General features: G+C 63.4%; 18 protein-coding genes. 8 read left to right on the top strand and 10 right to left on the bottom strand.

Annotated elements, in window-relative coordinates:
• Nucleotides 1–140: 140 nt before the first annotated feature.
• The 6 genes from Q9451_RS14900 to Q9451_RS14875 all read left to right on the top strand — a co-directional run bounded on the left by Q9451_RS14900 (nucleotide 141) and on the right by Q9451_RS14875 (nucleotide 10,516).
• Nucleotides 141–2,237 (top strand): ATP-binding protein, encoded by a 2,097-nt coding sequence (locus Q9451_RS14900; RefSeq protein ID WP_012272736.1) that lies wholly within the window; start codon nucleotides 141–143, stop codon nucleotides 2,235–2,237.
• 82 nt (nucleotides 2,238–2,319) lie between these two features.
• Nucleotides 2,320–3,342, top strand: coding sequence for a WYL domain-containing protein (locus Q9451_RS14895; RefSeq protein WP_041166523.1), 1,023 nt, complete (start codon nucleotides 2,320–2,322; stop codon nucleotides 3,340–3,342).
• Between the two features lie 151 nt (nucleotides 3,343–3,493).
• The gene (locus Q9451_RS14890) at nucleotides 3,494–4,144 is read left to right on the top strand and encodes a HEPN domain-containing protein (RefSeq protein WP_012272738.1); all 651 of its coding nucleotides are present in this window, start codon (nucleotides 3,494–3,496) and stop codon (nucleotides 4,142–4,144) included.
• Between the two features lie 189 nt (nucleotides 4,145–4,333).
• Nucleotides 4,334–6,949: a PD-(D/E)XK nuclease family protein gene (locus Q9451_RS14885; protein ID WP_171577250.1), complete on the top strand. Its 2,616-nt coding sequence runs from the start codon at nucleotides 4,334–4,336 to the stop codon at nucleotides 6,947–6,949.
• Nucleotides 6,946–10,137, top strand: a complete 3,192-nt coding sequence (locus Q9451_RS14880; protein ID WP_223296384.1) for a UvrD-helicase domain-containing protein — start codon at nucleotides 6,946–6,948, stop codon at nucleotides 10,135–10,137. Before Q9451_RS14885 ends, Q9451_RS14880 begins: the two co-directional genes overlap by 4 nt.
• 79 nt (nucleotides 10,138–10,216) lie before the next feature.
• Nucleotides 10,217–10,516 carry a hypothetical protein gene (locus tag Q9451_RS14875; RefSeq protein WP_012272741.1) on the top strand — a complete coding sequence of 100 codons (300 nt, stop codon included), beginning with the start codon at nucleotides 10,217–10,219 and terminating at the stop codon, nucleotides 10,514–10,516.
• A gap of 35 nt (nucleotides 10,517–10,551) precedes the next feature.
• On the opposite strand, the gene Q9451_RS14870 is transcribed toward Q9451_RS14875, so the two are convergent.
• The 10 genes from Q9451_RS14870 to pedF form a co-directional block, all read right to left on the bottom strand.
• Entirely contained in the window at nucleotides 10,552–12,216 is a 1,665-nt protein-coding gene (locus Q9451_RS14870) for a NahK/ErcS family hybrid sensor histidine kinase/response regulator (RefSeq protein WP_012272742.1), read from the bottom strand.
• Entirely contained in the window at nucleotides 12,200–13,363 is a 1,164-nt protein-coding gene (gene ercA, locus Q9451_RS14865; RefSeq protein ID WP_012272743.1) for an alcohol dehydrogenase-like regulatory protein ErcA, read from the bottom strand. The genes Q9451_RS14870 and ercA overlap by 17 nt, the downstream gene beginning before the upstream one ends.
• An 89-nt stretch (nucleotides 13,364–13,452) precedes the next feature.
• Entirely contained in the window at nucleotides 13,453–13,725 is a 273-nt protein-coding gene (gene pqqD, locus Q9451_RS14860) for a pyrroloquinoline quinone biosynthesis peptide chaperone PqqD (protein ID WP_012272744.1), read from the bottom strand.
• Between the two features lie 51 nt (nucleotides 13,726–13,776).
• Entirely contained in the window at nucleotides 13,777–13,848 is a 72-nt protein-coding gene (gene pqqA / locus Q9451_RS14855) for a pyrroloquinoline quinone precursor peptide PqqA (protein WP_071984777.1), read from the bottom strand.
• 199 nt (nucleotides 13,849–14,047) lie between these two features.
• A complete protein-coding gene (locus Q9451_RS14850; RefSeq protein WP_012272745.1) occupies nucleotides 14,048–15,568 on the bottom strand; it encodes an aldehyde dehydrogenase family protein in 1,521 nt (506 codons plus the stop codon).
• Nucleotides 15,569–15,694: 126 nt separating this feature from the next.
• The gene (gene pedH / locus Q9451_RS14845) at nucleotides 15,695–17,482 is read right to left on the bottom strand and encodes a PQQ-dependent alcohol dehydrogenase PedH (RefSeq protein ID WP_012272746.1); all 1,788 of its coding nucleotides are present in this window, start codon (nucleotides 17,480–17,482) and stop codon (nucleotides 15,695–15,697) included.
• Nucleotides 17,483–17,884: 402 nt separating this feature from the next.
• Entirely contained in the window at nucleotides 17,885–18,826 is a 942-nt protein-coding gene (locus tag Q9451_RS14840) for a quinoprotein relay system zinc metallohydrolase 1 (protein WP_012272747.1), read from the bottom strand.
• Between the two features lie 38 nt (nucleotides 18,827–18,864).
• The gene (locus Q9451_RS14835) at nucleotides 18,865–19,626 is read right to left on the bottom strand and encodes a quinoprotein dehydrogenase-associated SoxYZ-like carrier (RefSeq protein WP_345960961.1); all 762 of its coding nucleotides are present in this window, start codon (nucleotides 19,624–19,626) and stop codon (nucleotides 18,865–18,867) included.
• Nucleotides 19,627–19,634: 8 nt separating this feature from the next.
• Nucleotides 19,635–20,510: a transporter substrate-binding domain-containing protein gene (locus Q9451_RS14830; RefSeq protein ID WP_012272749.1), complete on the bottom strand. Its 876-nt coding sequence runs from the start codon at nucleotides 20,508–20,510 to the stop codon at nucleotides 19,635–19,637.
• 5 nt (nucleotides 20,511–20,515) lie between these two features.
• On the bottom strand, nucleotides 20,516–20,977 hold the full coding sequence (gene pedF / locus Q9451_RS14825) for a cytochrome c-550 PedF (RefSeq protein WP_012272750.1): 462 nt from the start codon (nucleotides 20,975–20,977) through the stop codon (nucleotides 20,516–20,518).
• A 254-nt stretch (nucleotides 20,978–21,231) separates the two neighbouring features.
• Between pedF and exaA the strand changes: the two genes are divergently transcribed.
• Complete coding sequence (gene exaA, locus Q9451_RS14820; RefSeq protein WP_012272751.1) at nucleotides 21,232–23,127, top strand: quinoprotein ethanol dehydrogenase; 1,896 nt, start codon at nucleotides 21,232–21,234, stop codon at nucleotides 23,125–23,127.
• A 67-nt stretch (nucleotides 23,128–23,194) separates the two neighbouring features.
• Entirely contained in the window at nucleotides 23,195–23,854 is a 660-nt protein-coding gene (locus tag Q9451_RS14815; protein WP_012272752.1) for a pentapeptide repeat-containing protein, read from the top strand.
• Nucleotides 23,855–23,937 lie beyond the last annotated feature (83 nt).

Raw genomic sequence — 23,937 nt, 5'->3', positions numbered from 1 at the left:
TCCAAGCTTCGCGCCCGTGTTCGATTGCTTCTTTTCATTTGTTTGCGGTCGGCTGCGCTGGGGTGCGCAGCGCCGATGACGACACATTCTGACCATCGCCCCCCAGACCATGAGCACCCCACAGCATCAGGATGTTCATCATGGGTTCTCGACTGCACCCCTTCGCCTTCGACAGCCGTCGCACTGTCGATACCTGCACACTGTCCCTGAAGTGGAGTTTCCAGCTGCTCCTGGACCTTGGGGCGCATCGTACGTTCATCGGCCGCCACGGGCTGAATGACGATGACCTGGGTTATGAGCTGGGCATCGCAAAGTGGGTGGATGACGACCACTACAAACCTGCCCTTGCCTTGGCCGCGTTGCGCAAGAGCGCGCGCGCCTTCACCGCCGAGCATCCGCAAGTAGATTACCCGGATAACCTGGCGGCCAATCTCGAGGCTTTGGGGCAATTGCTGAGTTTTTCCGAAGCGGACCTGCAGGTACTCGGCTTCTGCGTGTTGTTGCACTGCGACCCAACGCTGAGCGATGCCACCGACCAGTTGGGCATGCTGGGGTTCAAACAAGCAGTGAAAGTGCTGTCTGTACTCCTCGGCTTGCCACTTGCGACCGTAGAAGCCTGCCTGGCACACAACAGCCCGTTGCTGCGCACCGGCCTGCTGGAAATCAGCACCAGCAACCGCGCCGCCATGGCGCTGAGCTCGATGTTGTCGGTGAGCAACCAGGAGCTGCCTGGCCGGTTGCGCTTCAACAAGGGTACCCCCCTGGAGCTGTTCGCCTACGCTTTTCGCTTGAGCCCTCCTGGCAGCTTGACGGCGGAACACTACAGCCATGTCAGCCAGCAGTTGCTGATCGCCGAGCGCTACCTGGGCAGCGTCCTGGCCAAACAGCGCCCAGGTGTGAACATCCTGCTGTACGGCCCTCCTGGCACTGGCAAAACCCAGCTGAGCAGGCTACTCGCCAATACCTTGGGCCGTGCGCTTTATGAAGTAGCCTGCACCGACAGCCACGGCGACCCGGTATCGGCAAAACAGCGCCTGTGTTCGCTGCGCGCGGCCAACAGTGTGTTGCAAACGCAATCCGCCCTGCTGGTACTGGACGAAATCGAAGACATCTTCCAGGCCGCCAGTGCAGACGCTGGCAAGCGCTCGCAAAAGGGTTGGATCAACCGCATGCTGGAAGAAAACACGCTGCCGTGCTTTTGGCTGAGCAACAGCATCGAAGACATCGACGCTGCGCATATTCGTCGCTTCGACCTGGTGATCGAGGTGCCGAACCCGCCCTTGGCGCAGCGCCAGCAGATGCTGCGCGAATGTGGCGCAGGCAAGCTGGGCAGTACCTTGGTAGAACACCTCAGCGCCCATGACCAGGTCACCCCTGCTGTGCTGGACCGGGCAGTGCGTGTGGGGCGAAGCGTGGCCCCGCGCGCCGGCAAGATGCTGGACAACACCATTCGTTGCGTCGTGAACGCGACCTTGAAGGCACAAGGTTTCGACAAGCTGCAAAGCAATGAGCATTCTCTGCCCGCTTTCTATTCCCCCGCCTGGATCAACACCGACCAGCCCCTCGACGGGCTGGTCGACGGGCTACGCGCTGACGCCGAGGCCCGGCTTTGTTTTTACGGCCCGCCAGGCACCGGCAAGACCGCGTTTGGCCACTGGTTGGCGCAACAGCTGGGCAAACCGCTGATGGTTAAGCGAGTCTCGGACCTGGTTTCGCCCTACGTGGGTACGACCGAGCAGAACCTGGCACAAGCGTTCGATCGTGCCCAGCAAGAACAGGCCGTTCTGCTGCTCGACGAAGTCGACAGCTTCCTGCAGGACCGCCGCAAGGCTCGCCAGAGCTGGGAGGTCACTGCGGTCAATGAAATGCTCACGCAAATGGAAAGCTACCGAGGGCTGTTCATCGCCTCGACCAACCTGATGAGCGATCTGGATGAAGCCTCTTTGCGCCGCTTCGACCTCAAAGTGCATTTCGGCTACCTGAAAACCGCCCAGGTTCAAGCGCTGTTCAGCGCACACCTCAAGGCGCTGGGGCTCAAAGACCCACAGCACGCTGCCGCCGCCCGTCTGCGCGGCGAAACCTGCCTGACCCCGGGTGACTTCGCCGCGGTTGCCCGACGCGGCCGATTCAAACCCTTTGCCAACGCCAATGAACTGGCCACGGCGTTGATTGCCGAATGCCGCCTGAAAACTACGGCGCAACAACGCCCCATCGGCTTCACCCAGTGGACGAATTAAAGGTTGCAGGTTTGGCGCCGATAGGCAGACTAGCCGCCATTGCTGGCCATAAGCCAGCCCTGCCACCACAAGGATGATTCTCTTGCCTTCAGCCAAGACCCATACCGCGCTGAGCCGCCAGTGGGAGCTGCTGCGCCAGCTGCCAAAACGCGCCCCCGGCAGCACGGTGACTGAACTGCTGGCCCGCCTGACGGATGCGGGCTACGTCATCAGCAGACGCAGCATCGAGCGCGATCTGCATGACCTTTCCCTGGTGTTTCCGTTGCAGCGCAACGAAGGGGGAACGCCATCGGGCTGGTACTGGAAGCCAGGTGTGAGTGTCGAGCTGCAAGGCATCACGTTGACCGAAGCCGTCAGCCTGGCGCTGGTCGAGGACGCCGTTCGCCCCTTGTTGCCAGGGAGCATGCTGAGTGTTCTGGAACCACGCTTCGAGCACGCACGGCAAAAGCTCAAGGGGTTAGGCGACGGCAACCCAGCCGCCCGCTGGCCAGACAAAGTGGCCAGCGTGCGGCCGGACTTCAACATGCAAGCGCCGCAGGTTCATGCAGAAACGCTTGAAGCCCTGCAGCACGCCTTGATCAGCGAACAGCAGATCCGCTGCCAGTACTATTCGGCGCACAATGACAAGCAAAGCGACTTGACACTCAACCCGCTGGCGATTGTGCAGCGCGGCTTGATCACTTACCTCATCGCCACGGCGGCGCCCTACACCGATGTCCGTCAATTCGCGGTGCACCGCTTCCGAGAGGTGACCGTACTCGACTCGCCGTGCCAGGGGCTGGAGTCGTTCGAATTGCACAGCTACCTCGCCACGGATGCCCTGCAATTTGGCAAACCCGAAAAGATCTGCCTGGAAGCTTGGGTGAGCGAACGCCAGGCACGCCTGATTCGCGAAACCCCACTGAGCACGGACATGACGCTCGAACCGTGGGAGCAAGGCTTCCGCCTTCAGGCAACGGTCAACAATACCTGGCAGCTGCACTGGTGGCTGTTGTCGCTCGGTGACGCGGTGGTGGTGCATGCGCCAGCACAATTGCGCCAACAGATCGGCGATACGCTGCGCCGCGCCGCCGCCGCGTACGCGCCTGAACAGTGCCTGGCCTGAGCACCTGGTGCCCGAAGCGGTACAGCCCGGTAACCGAGTAGAGTCATGACTGCAATGAGTGATAGCCTATAGCCATAACTTACCTGATGGGCCCTGCCCCGCGAATACGGCCTCCCAGCCAGCATTGCCCCAAGCCAAGGAAGCAAACGCAATGGACTACCAGTCGCTCAAGACTCGTCAGCGCATTGAACGCGACGCCCATCACCCCAACCTGGCGATTCGTATACACCGGGCCCTGAGCTGGCTACAGCGCGCCGAGCAGGCCGACGACGTCGATGGTCGTTTCGTTTTCCTGTGGATCGCCTTCAACGCCGCCTACGCCACGGATATCGACGAGCAGTATCGGTTGTCCGAACAAGAGGCATTCAAGGCCTTCCTGCACAAGCTCTGCGTGCTGGACAGTGAGCATGTCATCGAGAAACTGGTGTGGTCGGAGTTTTCTGGCAGCATCCGTGCATTGCTGGACAACCCCTATGTGTTCCAGAGCTTCTGGGAGTTCCAGAACGGCAAAATCAGCGAAGCCGAGTGGGAAGAACGCCTGCGCAACGGCAAACGCGCCGCCCACCACGCACTGGCGGAACGTGATACGGCCAAGGTTCTGGGGGTACTGTTCAACCGGATCTACACCTTGCGCAATCAACTGATGCACGGCGGTGCGACCTGGAACGGCAGCGTCAATCGCACACAGCTGCGCGACTGCACCAAACTGCTGGGCAAGCTGGTCCCTTTGATCATCCTGCTTATGCTCGACAACCCCGACACCCTCTGGGGCGACGCCTGCTACCCGGTGGTCAGCGACTGACCTCCTGACCCGGAGCCCTGACGTCCAGCCAACGCCACCATCGCGCCAATTGCCCGCCAGCCAGCGCACAAGCTGGCTGCGACACAAGCTGTCGCCCCCCGCTCACACAATGGAACAAACCTGCCCACAGGCCAACGTCACTGCTGCCCAAGTGGTGCGCTGGATACAAGGAGCGCCAAAGTGCCTGAAATGCTCATCACGTTCGGAATGCAACTCGACGGTCAGCGGGCTACACAGCCCGGCAATCGGCTAGGCGCCCTGACAGTCGGGCCACAAGGTTTGCTGGACATCCTCGAAGGCCAGCTGGGCCTGCTCGCCGTGCGGCCATGTGCAGCGCAGCGCGCAGCCGCGTACCGCGCCTGCCTGGCCCAGTGCGATAACGGGCAACGCTTCTATCACGCCAGCTTCAGCGCCGACGAACTGGGCGTGGCAGCCACGCTGCTGGCCTGGCGCGACGACTTGTACCTCCACGGCTGGGACGGACGCGCAAAAGCAGTTGCCAGCCAACGGATCAACGACCTTGCCGAAGTTGAAGCCGATGCTTGCGAGGTCGTGCCACCGTCCATCGGGCAACGACTGCAACAGGTTGCCGAAGCGTTGGCCGTTCGCCGCGCCTGCATTACCAACGTGTACCTCAGCGATGCATGGGAGGTGTACCCCCTGGCCTGGCAACGGGTGCTGCAACGGCTGCCTCACGCGCAGCTGCCTAACCCGTCGGGTGCTGCACCAGGTTTTCTCGGGCAGTTGCAGGCGGTGTTGCGCGACAGTGTTGCAGGCGCGCCCGTCTCCCCCGTGCCCTGGCAGGATGACGGAAGCGTCCGGGTGGTTCAGGCGCAGACCCGAACGCTGGCCGCTACCTGGCTCAGCCGCACATTGCCCCAAGGCCGGCAGACGCTGCTGGTGGCCACTGCCGACGGCGCCTGCCTGGACAGCCACCTGGCAGGTGCGAACCAGGCCCGGCATGGCCTTTCTGGCAGCAGCATTCTGCGGCCGGCCTTACAAGTCTTGCCGCTGACGATGGAATTGCTCTGGGCACCGCTGAATTACCCGGTGCTTCTGCAGTTCCTGACCCATCCGATCAACCCCGTTCGGCTGTTTGCCCGCCGCCAGCTGGCAGCCAAGATATCCAGCATGCCCGGCATTGTCGGGGCCGAATGGGACAGGCTGCTCGAACGCATCAGCGCGTACTACGGCCCTGACGCGCCAAGTGTTCGCACGTCTATCGAACATTGGCTCGAAGCACCCACGTTTTCCCCTGACACGGGTGCTCCGCTGAACGAAGTGCAGGTGCGCGTTCAGCGCTTGCAAGCGTTCTTTCAGCTGCGCCTGGGGCACCAGGACCCAGCACAGCGCCAGGCAGCGCAGGCCGGCCATGGCCAATGTCAGGCAGCGCTGCAGGCACTGGCCGCCCTCGAGCAGCAAGGTGTCGAGTTCCTGCGCCCACGGCAGTTGCAGCAGGTTATCGAGCAAGCGACTGCAAACGGCTCGGACAACCCGCTGCTGGCGGCACAGGCCGGCGCCTACCTGACCGTCACTCGCCCGGGTGCAGCCATCGAACCGGTCGACACCGTGACATGGTGGAACCTGGCCATGCCGGCGTTGCCGGCACGCTCCCCGTGGTCCAGAGCTGAAAGCCGCCAATGGGCAGACCTGGGTGTCGCCTTGCCCGACAGCACCGCGCAACTGGCTCAGGCAGCCCAGGACTGGCTGCGTCCCGTCCTGGCAGCACGGCAGCAGTTGACACTGGTGCTGGCGCCGCCCCAGGAAGAGCCCCACCCGCTCTGGCAGTTGATCGAAACGGTCGTCAGCCAGCCGCACGTGCACGCATTGGAGGACCTCATGCTCGCGCCAGGGCCGTTGTGCCAGGCACAAACCCTGCACGCGCTGCCGCTACGCAAACGCTGGTGGAAGCTGCCTGCCGGCACCCCACTGGCTGCGCCAGAGAAGGCTTCGTATACAAGCCTTAACCTGTTGCTGTTCAACCCTTACCACTGGCTGCTGCAGTACGGTGCCAGGATCCAGGCCAGCAACAGCCCCAGCTTGAGCGACAGCTATCGACTGAATGGCGCGCTCGCACACCGCCTGGCCGAGCGCTTTTTCAACGTGCCGGACGCGCTGACGATGTCCACTGACGCGTTCGATACCTGGTTCGCCACGCACTTCGAGCAGGTGGTGCTCGAGGAAGGGGCGGTCCTGCTGATGCGCGGCCGTGGCGCCGATCTGGCAACACTGCGCCACCGCGTACGTCGCGCAATGATCCAGCTGCGCAGCCACTTCGCACGGGCCAATGTCGTGGCTGTCACCACTGAGCAGCCACTGGCCGGCACCTTCGTGGGCGGTGCGCTGGCAGGCTCGGCAGACCTGGTAGTGACCACCGCAAACGAACTGCGTGCGGTCGTCGACATGAAGTGGGCCGGTGGCAAGAAGTACCCCGACCAACTTCAGGCCAACCGCCATCTGCAACTGGCGATCTATGCCGAACTGCTGCAGCAGCAGACCGGCTCGGTGCCATCCGTGGCGTATTTCATTCTGGAGCCTGCACGCTTGCTGACACCGGACGACCGCGTGTTCGCCGACGCGCAACAGGTGCCTGCCAACCCCCCAGGCAACACCCGCGAGCTGTGGCAGGCCTTCATCAAAGCCTGGAAATGGCGGCAAGGGCAGCTTGCAGATGGCCACTTCGAGCTGGCACTGGTAGGCATCGAGGAGGACGAGGCTTCCCAGCCACCGGCGCATGCACTGGCCATGGAATACCTCAAAGAAGCCTACAACGACTACCTGAGCTTGGCTGGATGGGAGCAATGAGCATGTCCGACAACCCGCGCATCACGTTCATCAGCGCTGGCGCTGGCAGCGGCAAGACCTATCGGCTCACGGAGCTTTTGTACCAGGAGCTGACCAGCCAACAGGTGCAGCCAGAGGGCATCATCGCCACCACGTTCACCCGCAAAGCCGCTGCCGAGCTGCGCGAGCGCGTGCGCAGCCACCTGCTCGACAAGGGGCAGGTCGGCCTGGCCAGCGCTATGGGCCAGGCACGCATCGGTACGGTAAACAGCCTGTGTGGCCAGTTGCTCGAGCACTTCGCCTTTGAAGCCGGCATGCCACCGCAACAGCGCGTGCTGGAAGAAGAGCAGGCGAAGGTGCTGCTCAACCAGGCCGTCGATAGCGTCCTTGACGGTACGCGCATGGAGGCGTTCCTTGCCATCAGTCGGCGCCTGGGGCTGGAGGTTACCCTGCAGCAGAGCGACCTTCCGAGTGATAGCTGGCAAGACGCACTACGCCGACTGCTGGATCAGCTGCGCAGCAATGACATTGACCTTGAGCGCGCGCGCGACTTCGCTGCGCGTAACGCCCAGGACCTGCTTGCGCACTTCCCCAGCATGACCAGCAGCGATCTGGACGCTGAGCTGCTGCGCACCCTTCCCGATGTGCTTGCACTGCTGCAGGACGCCAACAGCAAAGTCAAGCTGACAGCAACGTACATCACCTTGCTCAAGGACTTCCAGCGTGAGCTGCAGCAAGGCAATGCCCGCTGGAGCGACTGGGCAAAGCTGGCCAAAACGGCACCGGAAGCCAAGCTGACGCCGTTGGTGGCCGGCGTGACCGAAAGGGTACAGCGCTATGCCGAGCACCCGCGCCTGCACGCCGATCTGAGGGAATACCTGGACCAGATATTCAACCTCGCCATCGATGCCTTGCAACTGTACAGCCGTAACAAGATCGAGCTGGGCGTGCTGGACTTCGCCGACCAGGAACATGCGTTGCTCAGATTGCTGGACAACCCCGCGGTCATCGAGGTGCTGGAGCAAGAACTGGACCTGGTCATGGTTGACGAGTTCCAGGACACCAGCCCTATGCAGTTGGCGATTTTCCTGAAGCTTGCCCGCATCGCCAAGCGGGTTTACTGGGTAGGCGATATCAAACAGGCGATCTACGGTTTTCGTGGCAGCGACTGCGCCTTGATGCAAGCCATCCTTGGCGCTTTGCCTGGCATGGGCGGGGTCAAAGAGGTATTGCCCAAATCCTGGCGCTCGCGCCCTGAGCTTGTCGAGTTGACCAACGAAGTGTTCACCCAGGCGTTCAGCAACAGCCTGTCCGCCGACGAGGTCCGGCTCACGCCTACTCGACAGGACCCGCTTGGCGGGCCCGCCTTTGCCAACTGGATACTCGATGGCAGCAATGCCGAGCAGCAGACCTGTGCACTTGCCGAAGGGATAGGGCAACTGCTCGAAAGCCGCTACCAGGTGTTCGACAAGACCACCCAGCAGGCCCGTGACCTGCAGGCTGGCGATATCACCGTGCTTTGCTACTCCCACAGCAATGTGGCCAAGGTAGCGGCGGCCCTGGCCGCCGCAGGCCTGCCCTGCTCCACGGCCCAGCCCGGGCTGCTGGCAACGCCAGAAGCGACACTGGCGCTGGCGTGCTTGCGCCGGTTGAATGACCCGACGGATACCCTGGCCACCGCCCAGATCGTCTCCATGACCAGCGCCGAGGAACCAGAAAGCTGGGTTGCAGAGCGCTTGCACTATCTGCACGCCGGGCACCCGCAAGGCCAATGGCGAGAACAAACAGTCGATGCGCATGCAGCACATCCGCTGGTCGCCGAACTGGCACGGCTACGTGCCGACCTGCCATTGCTGACGCCGGTCGAGGCGCTGCAGCGCTTGATCGCCGAATGCGACTTGGCCCGTTGCGTAACGGGCTGGTCGACCACGCCGGCACAGGCGCAGAAGCGCCTGGCCAACCTGGACGCGTTGCTTGAACTGGCGCAACGCTACCAAGACCTCTGTCGCAATGGGCTGGGGGCGGCATCGATTTCCGGGCTGGTGCTCTGGTTGGGGCAAACCGCCGGCGCGGGCAATGATGCGCTGGCAACCCCGGCCCTGGATGCGGTCCGGGTGATGACTCACCACGCCAGTAAGGGCCTGGAGTGGCCCGTGGTCATCCTGATGGACCTGGCGCGGGACGTTGGCGAGCGGCTGTGGTCGGTTTCGGCGCAGTCCGACAGTGCCCTGGACCCGAATGATCCATTGCGCGACCGCTTTATCCGTTACTGGCCGTGGCCACTGGGCAAGCAGAAAAACGTGCCGCTGGCGGACACCATCGGCAAAACCCCCGCTGCCAAGGCGTGCCGCGATGAGGCTGTCGAGGAAGCCAAGCGCCTGCTGTACGTGAGCATGACCCGCGCCCGTGATTTTCTGGTGATTGCTCGTTCCAGCAGGCGGTTGACTGGGCCGTGGCTAGATTGCGTCCAGGCTCCATGGCTGACGACCGAAGCAGGCACACATGAATTGCAGCTGAAAAGTGGAACAACCGTGCGCGTCGAGCATCGCACGCTTGGCGCCGGCAGTGCGCCAGTCATTGCAACAGCCACCACCAACCAGCTGCACTGGTTTGCGTCCCCCGACAGCGTTACACCTCGATTGCCACTTGGGGTGCAGCCTTCGGCCACCCAGGCCAGCGCGCTTGCTGGTGCACAGGAAACCTGCCGTATCGGTAGCCGCATCACCTTGCAAGGCAACCCGGACATGAGCGCAGTAGGCACTGCGATTCATGCCAGCCTTGGCCTGTCGTTCAGCGACCCGGAGCGCCCGATAAGCCAGGACGAGGTCAACCGATTGCTGCAGGGCCTGGACGTACTCGAACACGTCGATGCCCGCCAGGTACTGGCCCAGGTGACGGCCTTGCATGCCTGGATTGCAAGTCGCTGGCCCCACGCCGACGCGGTGGCTGAATACCCGGTACAACAGCTGCTGGATGCCGGCCAGGTACTGGATGGCCGCATTGACCTGCTGTTGGCCACCCCAGAGGGTTGGGTGTTGATCGACCACAAGTCCAACCCGGCACCCGAGGCGCAATGGCAGCGGCTGGCGGCAACGCACGCGGGGCAGTTGCAGGCCTACGCCAAGGCCGTGGAGGCCGCATCAGGCAAGCCGGTGACAGAGGCCTGGCTGTTCTTGCCCGTAGCTGCCGGTGCCGTTCGCGTGTTCTGAAAACCAGCCACTTGCAAGGTTTGCAGATAGACTCAGGCGGCCTGACTGAGCAGGCCGCCCCATTTACCAAGGAAAGAACATGACGTTGTACGAATCCATTGTCCTGGAAACCCGTAATGGCGCTCTGGGAGATACTTTCGAGCTTCAAGAGCTCACGTCCGAGCACCGCCGTGTAATGTGCCCGGACGGGCCAGCGCTGGTCGAAAAGTATCGGATCGGTTTCGAGTTTTTCATGAAAACAGCAATCGGCACCACCATCGCCAACTATGCCCGTGACGCTCACAGCGGCGCAGGCGGCTACAACGTCAACAAGGGCGCCGCCGCCAAATTCCTGCGCGTGGCACACAGTACCTATAAGGTTCTCGCAGACGATCAATAGCCGTAACTGCAACCTCACACCGGGGCTTTAGCGAATTACCCCAGCAACTGGCTCAACACCGCGCGCAACTTCCCCGGTTTTACCGGTTTGTTCAGCAGTGGTGCGCCAAGCTTGTGCAAGGCCCGCCGGCATTGATCGCTGCGGTCGGCGGTGATGATCACCGCCGGTATCGGCGCGGCAAAGTGCTCACGCAAGTGCCTGACCACCTCGCAGCCCACCACACCATGGTCCAGGTGGAAATCCGCCAGGATCAGCTCTGGAGCGCGCTCTTGCAAGGCCTGCAAGGCGCCTTCCTGGTCGGTTGCGGTTACCACTTCACAGCCCCACTGCCCTAGCAGCGCGCCCATGCTTTCAAGGATGCTCACCTCATTGTCCAGCACCAACAGGCGGCGGCCCGGCAGCGGGTTGCCGACGCTTGGCAGCGGCACGGCCTGGTGAGCGGCCAGGGGCACCGCTTTACCAAGCGGCACTTCGATGCTGAACATCGAGCCACGCCCAGGCCACGAACGCACTTCGATCCGATAGCCGAGAATCTTGGCGATCCGTTCTACGATCGCCAACCCCAGGCCCACGCCCTTGCGATCCGCCGCGCGGCCAACGTCCAGCTGGTTGAATTCGAGAAAAATGGCCTGCAGCCGATCCTGCGCAATGCCCCGCCCGGAATCCCACACCTCCAGCCGCAAATGGCCGCCGCGGCGCCTCGCGCCGAGCAGGATCCGCCCCTGGTCGGTGTACCGGCACGCGTTGCTGAGGAAGTTGCGCAGGATACGTGTCAGCAACCGCAGGTCAGTGCAGATGGCATAGTCGGCTATGCGCGCATGCAGCTTCAGGCCTGCAGCATCGGCGACCGAGCTGAACTCCGAGACCAGCGGCGCGAACAGCTCATCCAAGCGGTACACGGCTACGTCCGGCTTGACCGCCGCCTGGTCGAGCCGAGAAATGTCCAGCAGGTCGGTCAGCAGGTCTTCGGCGCCTTCCAGGGCCTGGTGGGTGCGCTCCACCAACACATGCTCGGCCTCTGGCAACGGCCGCTCGCGCAAGGTGGAGATCAGCAGGCGCGCAGCGTTCAGCGGTTGCAGCAGGTCATGGCTGGCGGCGGCGAGGTATTTGTCCTTGCTGCGGTTGGCCGCCTCTGCGGCATCACGCGCCTCCAGTAATTCATCGGTACGCGCAGCAACCCGCTGCTCCAGTTCGTCATTGAGCTGTTGCAGGCGCTGCTGGGCCAGTTTGCGTTCGGTGATGTCGGCGACAAACCCCTCTACTATGCCCTCCTGGCCGGGTTTGAGCAGCAGGTTCATCAGCACATCGAGGTGGCTGCCGTCCTTGCGCCGCAAACGGGTTTCGTAGCCATGCAGGCTGTGCTCGCGGGCGAGGATAGCGGTAATGGCCTGCAACTCCTCGGTGCCGCCGTCAAACAGGTGTGCGGCCAAGTCAGTCAGGGAAAACAATACCGCTTGCGGGTCGTCGTAACCGAGCATGCGCGCCAGCGCCGGGTTGGCGGCACGCATGCCGTCCTGCAGGCTGGCCTGGAAAATCCCGTGCACGGCGTTTTCGAACAGCCACTTGTAGCGGTTGCGTTCAGCCTCCAGTTCGTCCAGACGGGCGGAAAGTTCCGGGTAGTGGCTTTTGCGCGCCGAGTGGTCGCCCAGCCCCAGCAGCCCGGCCAGCGCCCGTTGCTGCTCGTCAGAGGGCCTCGCCATAGACCACCTCAACATCACGCTGGCTCGACGCACGGGGGTTGGTGAGGATGCACGGGTCATCCATCGCATGTTGCGACAGGAACGGAATATCGGCAGTACGCACCCCATGCAGCCCCAGGGTTTCATGGAAGCCGATGGCGTGCTTCAGGGCAATCAGGTGCTCCACCAGGCGGCCGCAGATTTGCCGATGGTTGAGGCCACGGCAGTCGATGCCGAATACCTCGGCAATCACTTTGAAACGCTCGGGTGCCGAACTGTAGTTGAACGCCACCACGTGCTCCACCAGCACCGCGTTGCACAAGCCATGGGGCAAGTCGAGGAACCCGCCCAGGCTGTGCGACATGGCATGCACCGCGCCCAGAATCGCATTGGAGAACGCCAGCCCCGCCTGCATGCTGCCGAGCATGATCTTCTCGCGCAGGGCAATATCGGTGGGGTTTGCAATCATCTCCACCAGGTTGCCATTGATCAGGCGCATGGCTTCCAGCGCATGGGGATCGGTCAGCGGGCCATGGCCGGTGGAGACGAAGGCCTCGATGGCATGCACCAGCGCATCGATGCCGGTGCAGGCCGACAGGAACGGGTCCATGCTCAGGGTGGTTTGCGGGTCGATCAGCGACACGTCCGGCACCACCGCCTTGCTGACGATGGAGAACTTCATGCGCTCCTGCTGGTTGGAAATGATCACGAACTGCGACACGTCCGCCGAGGTGCCGGCGGTGGTCGGGATCAGGATCAGTGGCGGGCTGGGCACGCGGATCATGTCCACGCCTTCGAACTCGAGGATGCTGCGCCCGTGGGCGACCACGATGCCGATGGCTTTGCCGCAATCCATCGGGCTACCGCCGCCAACGGCGACGATAACGTCACAGTGGTTCTGCCGGTAGATCTCGGCGCCGAGCATTACCTCTTCGACTCGAGGGTTGGGAGACACGTCGGTGTACAGGCAGTAGTCGATGCCCTGGGCCTGCAGGCTGGCCTCCACATCCGCCACCCAGCCGGCGGCGATCACGCCGGGGTCGCTGACCACCAGGACCTTGCGTGCACCGAAGGTCTTGGCGTAATTGGCGACATTGTGCCGGCAGCCGGCACCAAAGATGATTTCAGGCGATACGAACTTGCGAAGCGGGCTGAAACTCTGGCTCATCGGAAAGCCTGTTCTTATTGTTCTGGAAGGTAACCGCCAGCGTAAAGCATCCGGCCGCGAAAGCAACCAGACCAAAGCGGGGCCACGGTTCATTCGACCCAGGCCTTGGCGCGGGCCACCTCCAGGAACGCCAGCACGTCCTCTTCGAGCCCTGCTGCGCTGGGGAAGCGCCTTGCCAGGCGATCTATGATGGCAGCCACGCTACGCTGGCCGTCCAGCAGCTCCAGTACCCAACCGGCACTGGCGTTGAGCTCGATGATGCCTCCGGGGTACAGCAGCACATGGCAAGCCTGCAGCGGCTCCCAGTGCAGGCGGAAACCTTTGCCCAAAGCCAGTGTGTGCTCGCGATCGATCAGCTTCACAGGGGCATCGGCACTGAAGGCCCGGCCACCGATGCGGTGGCCGGGCAGGCATCAGCGATTGGCGAAATACATCGTCACTTCGAAGCCAATGCGCAAGTCGGTATAGGCGGGTTTATTCCACATCGGGCAAGTCCTCTTCTTGTGCCGGAGAATTCCGGTAGAAGCATTAATGCACGGGGGCGGGCTGGGCCGAATGCTACTTTGGAACGAGCTTGCGGGGTGCGTTGGTAGGGGGCCTCTTCGCGGGCACGCCCGCTCCCACAGGCCTGCAGTTGTGCGGTCCCTGTGGGAGCGGGCGTGCCCGCCAAGCAAGCGGCGTGGTTTAGAAGAAGCCCAACGGGTTGATGTCGTAGCTCACCAGCAGGTTCTTGGTCTGCTGATAATGGTCGAGCATCATCTTGTGGGTCTCACGGCCAACACCCGACTTCTTGTAGCCACCAAACGCTGCATGCGCCGGATACAGGTGATAGCAGTTGGTCCATACCCGCCCGGCCTTGATCCCCCGGCCCATGCGGTAGGCGCGGTTGATGTCGCGGGTCCACAGGCCGGCGCCCAGGCCGAATTCGGTGTCGTTGGCGATCGCCAGCGCTTCAGCTTCGTCCTTGAAGGTGGTCACGCCCACCACCGGGCCGAAGATTTCTTCCTGGAACACGCGCATCGTGTTGTTGCCCTTCAACAGGGTCGGCTGGATGTAGTAACCGCTTGCCAGGTCGCCCTGCAGCCGCTCGGCACTGCCGCCAGTCAGCAGCTGCGCGCCCTCCTCCTTGGCAACCTGCAGGTACGAAAGGATCTTGTCGTACTGTTGCTCGGAAGCCTGGGCACCGACCATGGTCTCGGTATCCAGCGGGTTGCCACGTGTGATCTTGGCGATTTTCTTCATCACCTCGGCCATGAACGGCTCGTAGATCGATTCCTGGATCAGCGCCCGCGACGGGCAGGTGCATACCTCGCCCTGGTTGAAGAACGCCAGCACCAGGCCTTCGGCGGCCTTTTCGATGAACGCGGGCTCGGCCTGCATGATGTCTTCGAAGAAGATGTTCGGCGACTTGCCGCCCAGCTCGACGGTGGACGGGATGATGTTCTCGGCCGCGCACTTCATGATGTGCGAACCCACCGGGGTGGAGCCGGTGAAGGCGATCTTGGCAATGCGCTTGCTGGTAGCCAGGGCCTCGCCAGCCTCGCGGCCAAAGCCCTGGACGATGTTCAGCACACCGGCCGGTAACAAATCGGCGATCAGCTCGGCGAAAATGGTGATCGACAGGGGCGTTTGCTCAGCCGGCTTGAGCACCACGCAGTTGCCGGCGGCCAGCGCCGGGGCAAGCTTCCAGGCGGCCATCAGCAGCGGGAAGTTCCACGGGATGATCTGCCCGACCACGCCCAACGGCTCATGGATGTGATAGGCCACGGTGCCTTCGTTGATCTCGGCGGCACCACCTTCCTGGGCACGGATGCAACCGGCGAAGTAACGGAAGTGGTCCGCCGCCAGCGGCACGTCGGCATTCAAGGTTTCGCGCACGGCCTTGCCGTTGTCCCAGCTTTCGGTGACGGCCAGCACTTCCAGGTTCTGTTCGATGCGGTCGGCGATTTTCAGCAGCATCAGGGCGCGGTCTTGCACCGAGGTCTTGCCCCAGGCTTGAGCGGCGGCATGCGCGGCGTCCAGGGCGCGGTCGATGTCCTGGGCAGTGGAGCGCGGGAATTCGGCAATCGGCTGGCCATTGACCGGCGAACTGTTGGTGAAGTATTGGCCAGCCAGCGGCGGCACGAACTCGCCATTGATGAAGTTGCCGTAGCGTGGTTTGAAGGACACGACGGCACCTGGAGTTCCGGGTTGTGCGTAGATCATGCTGAGCCTCTGCGGGTCGATGCCTGTCCCACGACAGGCGATGGACCGATGGTAAAAAGCCCCGCGTGCCGGGCGAATGCATCGTTGGCAGCGGGGCTCTCGTCATTTGGTAGTAGGGTTACAGCGTTATGGCTGAGCGCTTGCCGTTTGCTGCAACTGTTTGGGCAGTTTGAAGGTCCAGAGCATGCCGCCCTGGTTGAAGTCCTTGACCCGCTTGGCCACTTCGCCGCCCCACAGCGGCACCGCACCACCCCAGCCGGAAACCACCGAAACGTATTGTTCGCCGTCCATTTCCCAGGTCACGGGCGAGCCGAGCACGCCGGAGCCGGTCTGGAACTCCCAGACCTTGTCGCCAGTCTTGGCATTGAAGGCCTGCAGGAAGCCTTCCGGCGTGCCGGTGAACACCAGGTTGCCCTTGGTGGTCAGCACCCCGCCCCACAGCGGCGCGTAGTTCTTGTGGCGCCACACTTCCTTGCCGCTGATGGGGTCGATGGCGCGCAGCACGCCGATGTAGTCTTCGTTGAGCGGCTTGATGGTGAAGCCGGCGCCGAGGAACGCCGCGCCCTTCTTGTAGGCGATGCCTTCGTTCCAGATGTCCATGCCCCACTCGTTGGACGGCACGTAGAACAGCCCGGTGTCCTTGTTGTAGGCCATCGGCATCCAGTTCTTGGCACCGAGGAAGGCCGGGGCGACGAACACCGAGCTGCCCTTGGCCTCGCTACCCGGCGCGCCTGGGCGGCTGGCGTCGTTGTAGATAGGCCGGCCATCCTTGTCCAAACCGGTGGCCCAGGTGATCTTGTCGACGAAGGGGAAGCCGCGGATGAACTTGCCGTTGGTGCGGTCCAGCACGTAGAAGAAGCCGTTGCGGTCGGCCGTGGCGGCAGCCTTGACCTCCTTGCCGCCGTCCTTGTAGTTGAACGAGATCAGCTCATTGACGCCGTCGAAGTCCCAGCCATCATGGGGCGTGCTCTGGAAGTGCCATTTGATGGTGCCGTCGTCCGGGTTCAGCGCCAGGCGCGACGAAGAGTACAGGTTGTCGCCGGGGCGCAGGTGCGAGTTCCACGGCGCAGGGTTGCCAGTGCCGAACAGGATCAGGTTGGTTTCCGGGTCGTAGTACCCGCCCAGCCATGGCGCCGCACCGCCGGTCTTCCACAGGTCGCCAGGCCAGGTCTTGCCCGCCTCACCGCCAGAAATACCGTTTTCGATCGCCTTGCCATCCTTGTACACATAACCCATGTGCCCTTCCACGGTGGGGCGCATCCACAGCAGCTCGCCGTTTTCCGGGTTGTACGCCTGGATCTTGCCCACCACGCCGAACTCACCACCGGCAACGCCGGTGATCAGCTTGCCGTTGACGATCATCGGCGCGGCGCTGATGGAGTAGCCTTCCTTGTGGTCGGCCACTTTCTTGCTCCAGACCACCTTGCCGGTGTCCTTGTTCAAGGCCACCAGCTTGGCGTCGAGGGTGCCGAAGAACACCAGGTCGCCGTACAGCGCCACGCCACGGTTGATCACATCGCAGCACGGGCGGATGTCATCCGGCAGGCGTGCATCGTATTGCCACAGCTTCTTGCCGGTGCGGGCGTCCACGGCGAACACCCGCGAGTAGGAGCCGGTCAGGTACATCACCCCGTCCTTGATCAGCGGCTGGGCCTGCTGGCCGCGCTGCTTCTCACCGCCGAAGGAGAACGCCCAGACCGGCCGCAGTTCCTTGACGTTGTTGGCATTGAGCAGGTCCAGCGGGCTGTAGCGCTGGCCCTGCACGCCCAGGCCGTTGGTCACGATCTGCTGCGGGTTCTTCGGGTCCTGGAGGATTTCTTCATTGCTGACAGCGGCGTGAGCCGCGCCGGCAAGCAGCATGGCGCTGAGCACCAGGCTCACGGCGAACAAGGGGCGACGTGGGGATCGGGTCATGACGGCTACCTTTGGCTTTATTGTTGTGTCCGGGAAAATTTCCCGGTGTGCCGAGAATTCTTGGTTGCCTACCCGGTTACCAACAATTGGCCGCAGTGCGGAGATTTCTAGTTCCTTGGTATCGGCTTGGGATTTGCGTGGGGGGCACAGATCGAGCGCCGCCCGCGCGGCGCATCGCGAGCTACGCTCGCTCCTACGTTTGTTTTTGCCCAGTAAAGCCTGTGCCAGGCGCGCGCGACCGCCTTGTTTGTATGACGCGATATCGAGCCATGCGCCAAGGGGATCGCGCGCAAACCCCACAGGCATAATTGGCCCGAAACAAACGTAGGAGCGAGCGTAGCTCGCGATGCGCCGCGCGGGCGGCGCTCGATCTCACAGGCGCAAAAAATGCCATGACGAACCCTAAAAAGCCTCACCGCCCCCATCCACCCGCCGCAGCTGCTGTCGCTCATAACGCGGATACAGATGGCTGACACTGCGAATCAGCTCATACCGCGTCAAGCTGATCCCGGCAAACCTCTCAGGGATGGGGCTGCGGATCATCTCGGCCATGTCATCGCCGCGCGCCGCGCCATCACGCATCAGGCCATCCAGCCAACCCAGGTAGCCACGCATCTGCGCGAACGGCTGCGCATCACTGGCCACCGGGCCGTGGCCGGGCACCAATTGCTTCCAGGGCAACGCCTGCAAGGTGTCCAGGTCCTTGAGCCACACCTCCAGCCCCGGGCTGTTGGGCGTGGTCAGGGCACGTTCGTAGAACACCAGGTCGCCGGCGAACAGCACGCCGGTGTTTTCATCGAGAATCGCCAGGTCGGCACCGGTATGCCCGCTCAGCGCCAGCAGCCGCAGGCGGTGCCCGCCCACTTCACGCCCCCCCGGCTGCAGCACCTGGGTCGGCAACACCACCTCGGTACCGCGCATCCAGTCGCCAACCAGGCGGTACATGTTTTCGGCCATGGCGTCGCCTTGCTGGCGCAGCAGGTCGCGGGTGCCGGCCAAGGCGCCAATCGGCACATCTGCAAAGGCCTGGTTGCCCAGTACGTGATCAGGGTGATGATGGGTCAACAGCACTTCCAGCACCGGCTTTTCGGTGACGGTGGCAATCGCCTGACGCATCGCTTCGCCATAGCGTTTCGATGGCCCGCTGTCGATGACCACCACACCACTGTCGGTGACGATGAATGCGGTGTTGACCACATTGCCGCCATTGGCCTTGGCAAAATTGTCGGTGCTGCCTTCCAGCAACCAGGTGCCCTCGGCGATCTGCCGGGGAGTGAGCCGGTATTCCAGGTCGGCCTGGGCCGGCAGCCCCAGGCACAGTAGCAATAGCAGGGTCCAACGCATGACGGCGCCTCTGGTCTGGGGTGAAGTCGGGCAACTGCTCAGGGCACCGCTGCCTCGAACTGGTTGCCGCTGTTGTCCTGCAACAACAGCCGGGTTGGCCCGGTGCCGCGGATGTCAAAGCCCAGGTTGGGGTTTTCGCTGACCGCCGGGTACAGCTCGAGGCTCGCCAGGCGCTGGCCGTCGTCGCCTTGCAACTCGGCATGGTTGAGGAAGAACTCGGGAATGCCGCTGACCAGGCCGTTATCCATCGGGTGGGCCACCTGCAGGCGCAGGCGGCTGCTGTCGCCACGCGGGTAGCGCCCGCCCAGCACTTCACCGAGGTGCTCCTCCCAGCCGGGTTGGGTACGGACTACGCTGGGCGCGGCACACCCGCCACCTGCGGCATCAATCAGGGTCGAGCCGACATGCCACAGGCCATCGCGCGTCAGCACGGCGGCACGCAGCGGCGTGGCCTGCTCGATACGAATACGGATCGACAACCAGGGCAGCACGCGCTCGCCAGGCTGGAAGTCGACGATGCGCGGCAACGGGTTGAGTTCGGCCCAGGCGATGATCCGTACCACCTCGCCCGTGAACGCCCGGGCGTCGATCTCCAGCGGCACCTGCCGCGCGTCCTCGGCAAAGGGCGGCGCCAGCAGTTTTACACGGTCATCGAACACGAACGCTGCCTGGCCCAGTATCTGCTTGTGGTAGAAGTCCCACATGACCGAGGGCACCGGGTCTATGTGGGTGCCCTGCGTCGCAGCCTGGGCCGCCAAGGGCATCCAGCAGGCCAGCAGGAACGTCGCTCGCCAGTTCATGGCCACTCCTATTGATACATCTCCGGGACCTCGTAACGCAGGCCGTAAGTGGCATACATCGCCTTGAGCCGGCCATCACGGATCATGCCCTCGAGGGCCTCCTCCACCGCATAGGCCAACTGCCGGTTGCTTTCGTGCACAGCCATGCCGATTTCCCAGGCTTGCTTGCCAAGGTTCGGGTAGGCGTTTTCCGCCAGGGCCAGTTGCGGGTCGGCGGCTTGGTGCAGTTGCCAGTCGACCTCGCCGCGCATCGCCATCACCGCGTCCACCTGGCCGGCCTGCATCGCGGCAAATGCCTGCTGCACGTTGGGGTAATGGTGGGTCTTGGCGCTGAGCATGCCGTTGAACACCGAGGTCAGGTAGAACGACGGCACGCTGTCGACCTCGACCCCGATCGGGTGCTGCTGGAACACCGCCACACTGGCCACCGAGGCCAGCCGGCGCTGGTCATAGGCCACCTGCCAGCGCTCTTGCTGATAGGGGCCGAACATCACCACCTGGGCGTTTTCCAGCTCGCCCAGTTCGTTGCGCTTCTGCGCGTAATCGTGATCGTATGGCACCCGCATCATCAGGTCGGCCAATTGCTGGTGGCGCAGCGGGCTGCCGCGCCAGATGTAGTCGCGCAGGTCATCGTCGAGCTTTTCTCCAGGCGGTGCCCAAATCAGTTGCAGGCGCACCCCCAAGGCCGTGGCGAGGGCCTGTGCCAGCTCCACATCGACGCCTCGCGGCTGGCCGTGGTCCTGGAAACTGTAGGGTGCGAAATCCTTGTACACCGCCACTTTCAACTCGCCGGCGGCGATGATCGCGTCGTAGTTGCGCACCTGCGCCTGGGCCACCGCGCAACACAGCAGCAGGCCACTCAACAGCACCGTCCACAGGCGCATGGCCGTCATTCCTCGACGTGCACGCTGTCCAGGTAGGTGCGCACCGCCCACAGCGCTTCCTGGCTCAGGTAATCGGCCATCTTAGGCATGTACACTCGGCCGTCGCGCACCGCACCGTGGCGCACCCGCTCAACGAACCACTCATCGCCGGCATCACCGGCATCGAGCATGCGCAGGTCCGGGGCGATACCGCCGGACTTGGCCTCCAGCCCATGGCAGGCCGCGCAGTTCTGGTTGTAGGCCGAGGCACCGATTTCCACGGCCTTGTCGTGCTCGGGTGAGCTGCGGTAAGGGTTCACTGCCGCCCAACCGTCGCCGTCCAGGCTAACGCCAGCGTCCTTGATCGGGGTCAAGCCCTTGGTCTCCACGGCCTGGGGCACCACGTTGCCATGGGCCCAGGCCGTGCCGGTCAGCACAGCCCCGGCCAGCAACCCTGCAGCAAGCAACACATCGCGTTTTTTTGTCATTGTTATGCCCTCACCATTGCACGCAAAGCCTCAACCACAGAGGCCGTGCCGCCATCTTAGAAACAGCCCGCAGGCGGCCGAATGCTGCTTTGGTGGCCGGGCCTTACTCCCTTGGTAGTAGGGCTTGTGGCGAAGGGCCAATTGAGGTGCCGTGCGGGAACTCTTCCCGGCAAGGGCGGGAATTTTTCCGTATCCCGCAACCACCGCCCCACCCCACCCTGTGCAGGCCAAAACCTCCACTGGGAACTGCAACCATGACAATAAGATCGCTACCCGCCCTTTCCCCTCTGGCCTTGAGCGTGCGCGTCCTGCTGATGGCCGGTAGCCTGGCCCTGGGCACTGTGGCAACAGCGGCCACCCCCTCTGCTGCACCTGCCGGCAAGCACGTCACCTGGGAAGACATCGCCAATGACCACCTGACCACCCAGGACGTGCTGCAGTACGGCATGGGCACCAACGCCCAGCGCTGGAGCCCGCTGGCCCAGGTCAACGACCAGAACGTGTTCAAGCTCACGCCGGCCTGGTCCTACTCCTTCGGCGACGAGAAGCAGCGCGGCCAGGAGTCCCAGGCCATCGTCAGCGACGGCGTGGTCTACGTCACAGGCTCCTACTCACGGGTATTCGCCCTCGATGCCAAGACCGGCAAACGCCTGTGGACCTACAACCATCGCCTGCCCGACAACATTCGCCCGTGCTGCGACGTGGTCAACCGCGGGGCAGCGATCTACGGCGACAAGATTTACTTCGGCACCCTGGACGCGCGGGTCATCGCCCTGGACAAAAACACCGGCAAAGTGGTGTGGAACAAGAAGTTCGGCGACCACAGCGCCGGCTACACCATGACCGGCGCACCGGTGCTGATCAAGGACAAGACCAGCGGCAAGGTTCTGCTGATCCACGGCAGCTCCGGCGATGAATTCGGCGTGGTCGGCCAGCTGTTCGCGCGCGACCCAGACACCGGCGAAGAGGTGTGGATGCGGCCTTTCGTCGAAGGCCACATGGGCCGCCTGAACGGCAAGGACAGCACCCCGACCGGCGATGTCAAGGCGCCGTCCTGGCCAGACGACCCCACCACCGAAACCGGCAAGGTCGAGGCCTGGAGCCACGGCGGCGGCGCCCCTTGGCAAAGCGCCAGCTTCGACCCCGAGACCAACACCATCATCGTTGGCGCGGGTAACCCCGGCCCGTGGAATACCTGGGCGCGCACGTCGAAGGACGGCAACCCGCATGACTTCGACAGCCTGTACACCTCCGGCCAGGTCGGCGTCGACCCGAGCACCGGCGAGGTCAAATGGTTCTACCAGCACACCCCCAACGATGCCTGGGACTTCTCCGGCAACAACGAGCTGGTGCTGTTCGACTACAAAGATAAGGACGGCAAAGTGGTCAAGGCCACCGCCCACGCCGACCGCAACGGCTTCTTCTACGTGGTAGACCGCAACAACGGCAAGCTGCAGAACGCCTTCCCCTTCGTCGACAACATCACCTGGGCCAGCCACATCGACCTGAAGACCGGGCGCCCGGTGGAAAACCCCGGCCAACGCCCGGCCAAGCCGTTGCCGGGTGAAACCAAGGGCAAGCCGGTGGAAGTCTCGCCACCGTTCCTTGGCGGCAAAAACTGGAACCCCATGGCCTACAGCCAAGACACTGGCCTGTTCTACATCCCCGGCAACCAGTGGAAAGAGGAATACTGGACCGAGGAAGTGAACTACAAGAAAGGCTCGGCCTACCTGGGCATGGGCTTCCGTATCAAGCGCATGTACGACGACCACGTCGGCACCTTGCGCGCCATGGACCCGACTACCGGCAAGCTGGTGTGGGAACACAAGGAGCACCTGCCGCTGTGGGCAGGCGTGCTGGCCACCAAGGGCAACCTGGTATTCACCGGCACGGGTGACGGTTTCTTCAAGGCGTTCGACGCCAAGACGGGCAAGGAGCTGTGGAAGTTCCAGACCGGCAGCGGCATCGTTTCGCCGCCCATCACCTGGGAGCAGGATGGCGAGCAGTACATCGGCGTGACCGTGGGCTATGGCGGCGCGGTGCCGCTGTGGGGCGGCGACATGGCCGAGCTGACCAAACCCGTGGCGCAGGGCGGCTCGTTCTGGGTGTTCAAGATCCCTAGCTGGGACACCAAGACTGCACAGCGTTGACCTGCAGCGGGGAGCGGGCCTGTGCCCCTCCCCGCATCAGCCCTTCTTCTGCATAGAGCCTTTCGCCATGAACTACTTACCCTTTGCCTTGCTGTTGGTGCTGTCCCCTGCCATGGCCGAGAATGCCGACGATGCTGGCAACGATGCCCCTTTGACCATCAACGGCTGCGTGATTGCCGAAGCCAGCCAGTGCCCGGGGGCCAACCTGCGCGGCGCCAACCTGGCCAACCAGGACCTGCGCAAGATGAACCTGGCCGGCGCCGACCTGCGCGATGCCGACCTGCGCCATGCCCAGTTGGACCTGGCCAACCTGGAAAGGGCCCGCCTTCAAGGCGCCAACCTGACCCGCGCCAGCCTGCAACAGAGCAACCTGCGCTTGGCCGACCTGAGCAATAGTAGGCTGGTGGCCATTCAGGGCTGGGGGCTGTTCGCCCAAGGGGCACAGTTTGCCAAGGCCGACCTCAGTGCGGCCTACCTGCAGTTCGCCAGGCTGTCCGGGGCGAAGCTGCAGCAGGCCAACTTGCAGGCGGCGGACCTGGAGATGGCCTGGTTGAGCAAGGCTGATCTACAAGGGGCCAACCTGGGCGATGCCAACCTGCAGGAAGCAAAATTTGGTCAGAGCAACCTGGCCCGCGCCGATTTGCGCGGGGCGCGGCAGCATTACGGAAATTTTCAGGAAGCCAACATGGAGGGGTGCAAAGGGTGCCCTGAGACCTGGGACAAGTGAGCGCAGGGTTCGACGTGGGATGTGTGGCGCCTGGGAGACCGAGCGCCACCCGCGCGGCGCATCGCGAGCTACGCTCGCTCCTA

The sequence above is a fragment of the Pseudomonas sp. NY8896 genome (assembly GCF_039634505.1).
This window is presented reverse-complemented; position numbering and strand designations above follow the sequence as displayed.

Coding starts and splice junctions, on each gene's coding strand:
- Q9451_RS14815 (WP_012272752.1), top strand. CDS start 23,195: ATGAACTACTTACCCTTTGCCTTGCTGTTGGTGCTGTCCCCTGCCATG.
- Q9451_RS14885 (WP_171577250.1), top strand. CDS start 4,334: ATGCTCATCACGTTCGGAATGCAACTCGACGGTCAGCGGGCTACACAG.
- Q9451_RS14830 (WP_012272749.1), bottom strand. CDS start 20,510: ATGCGCCTGTGGACGGTGCTGTTGAGTGGCCTGCTGCTGTGTTGCGCG.
- Q9451_RS14850 (WP_012272745.1), bottom strand. CDS start 15,568: ATGATCTACGCACAACCCGGAACTCCAGGTGCCGTCGTGTCCTTCAAA.
- pedH (WP_012272746.1), bottom strand. CDS start 17,482: ATGACCCGATCCCCACGTCGCCCCTTGTTCGCCGTGAGCCTGGTGCTC.
- Q9451_RS14870 (WP_012272742.1), bottom strand. CDS start 12,216: ATGGCGAGGCCCTCTGACGAGCAGCAACGGGCGCTGGCCGGGCTGCTG.
- Q9451_RS14840 (WP_012272747.1), bottom strand. CDS start 18,826: ATGCGTTGGACCCTGCTATTGCTACTGTGCCTGGGGCTGCCGGCCCAG.
- ercA (WP_012272743.1), bottom strand. CDS start 13,363: ATGAGCCAGAGTTTCAGCCCGCTTCGCAAGTTCGTATCGCCTGAAATC.
- Q9451_RS14880 (WP_223296384.1), top strand. CDS start 6,946: ATGAGCATGTCCGACAACCCGCGCATCACGTTCATCAGCGCTGGCGCT.
- Q9451_RS14835 (WP_345960961.1), bottom strand. CDS start 19,626: ATGAACTGGCGAGCGACGTTCCTGCTGGCCTGCTGGATGCCCTTGGCG.
- Q9451_RS14890 (WP_012272738.1), top strand. CDS start 3,494: ATGGACTACCAGTCGCTCAAGACTCGTCAGCGCATTGAACGCGACGCC.
- pedF (WP_012272750.1), bottom strand. CDS start 20,977: ATGACAAAAAAACGCGATGTGTTGCTTGCTGCAGGGTTGCTGGCCGGG.
- Q9451_RS14875 (WP_012272741.1), top strand. CDS start 10,217: ATGACGTTGTACGAATCCATTGTCCTGGAAACCCGTAATGGCGCTCTG.
- Q9451_RS14900 (WP_012272736.1), top strand. CDS start 141: ATGGGTTCTCGACTGCACCCCTTCGCCTTCGACAGCCGTCGCACTGTC.
- exaA (WP_012272751.1), top strand. CDS start 21,232: ATGACAATAAGATCGCTACCCGCCCTTTCCCCTCTGGCCTTGAGCGTG.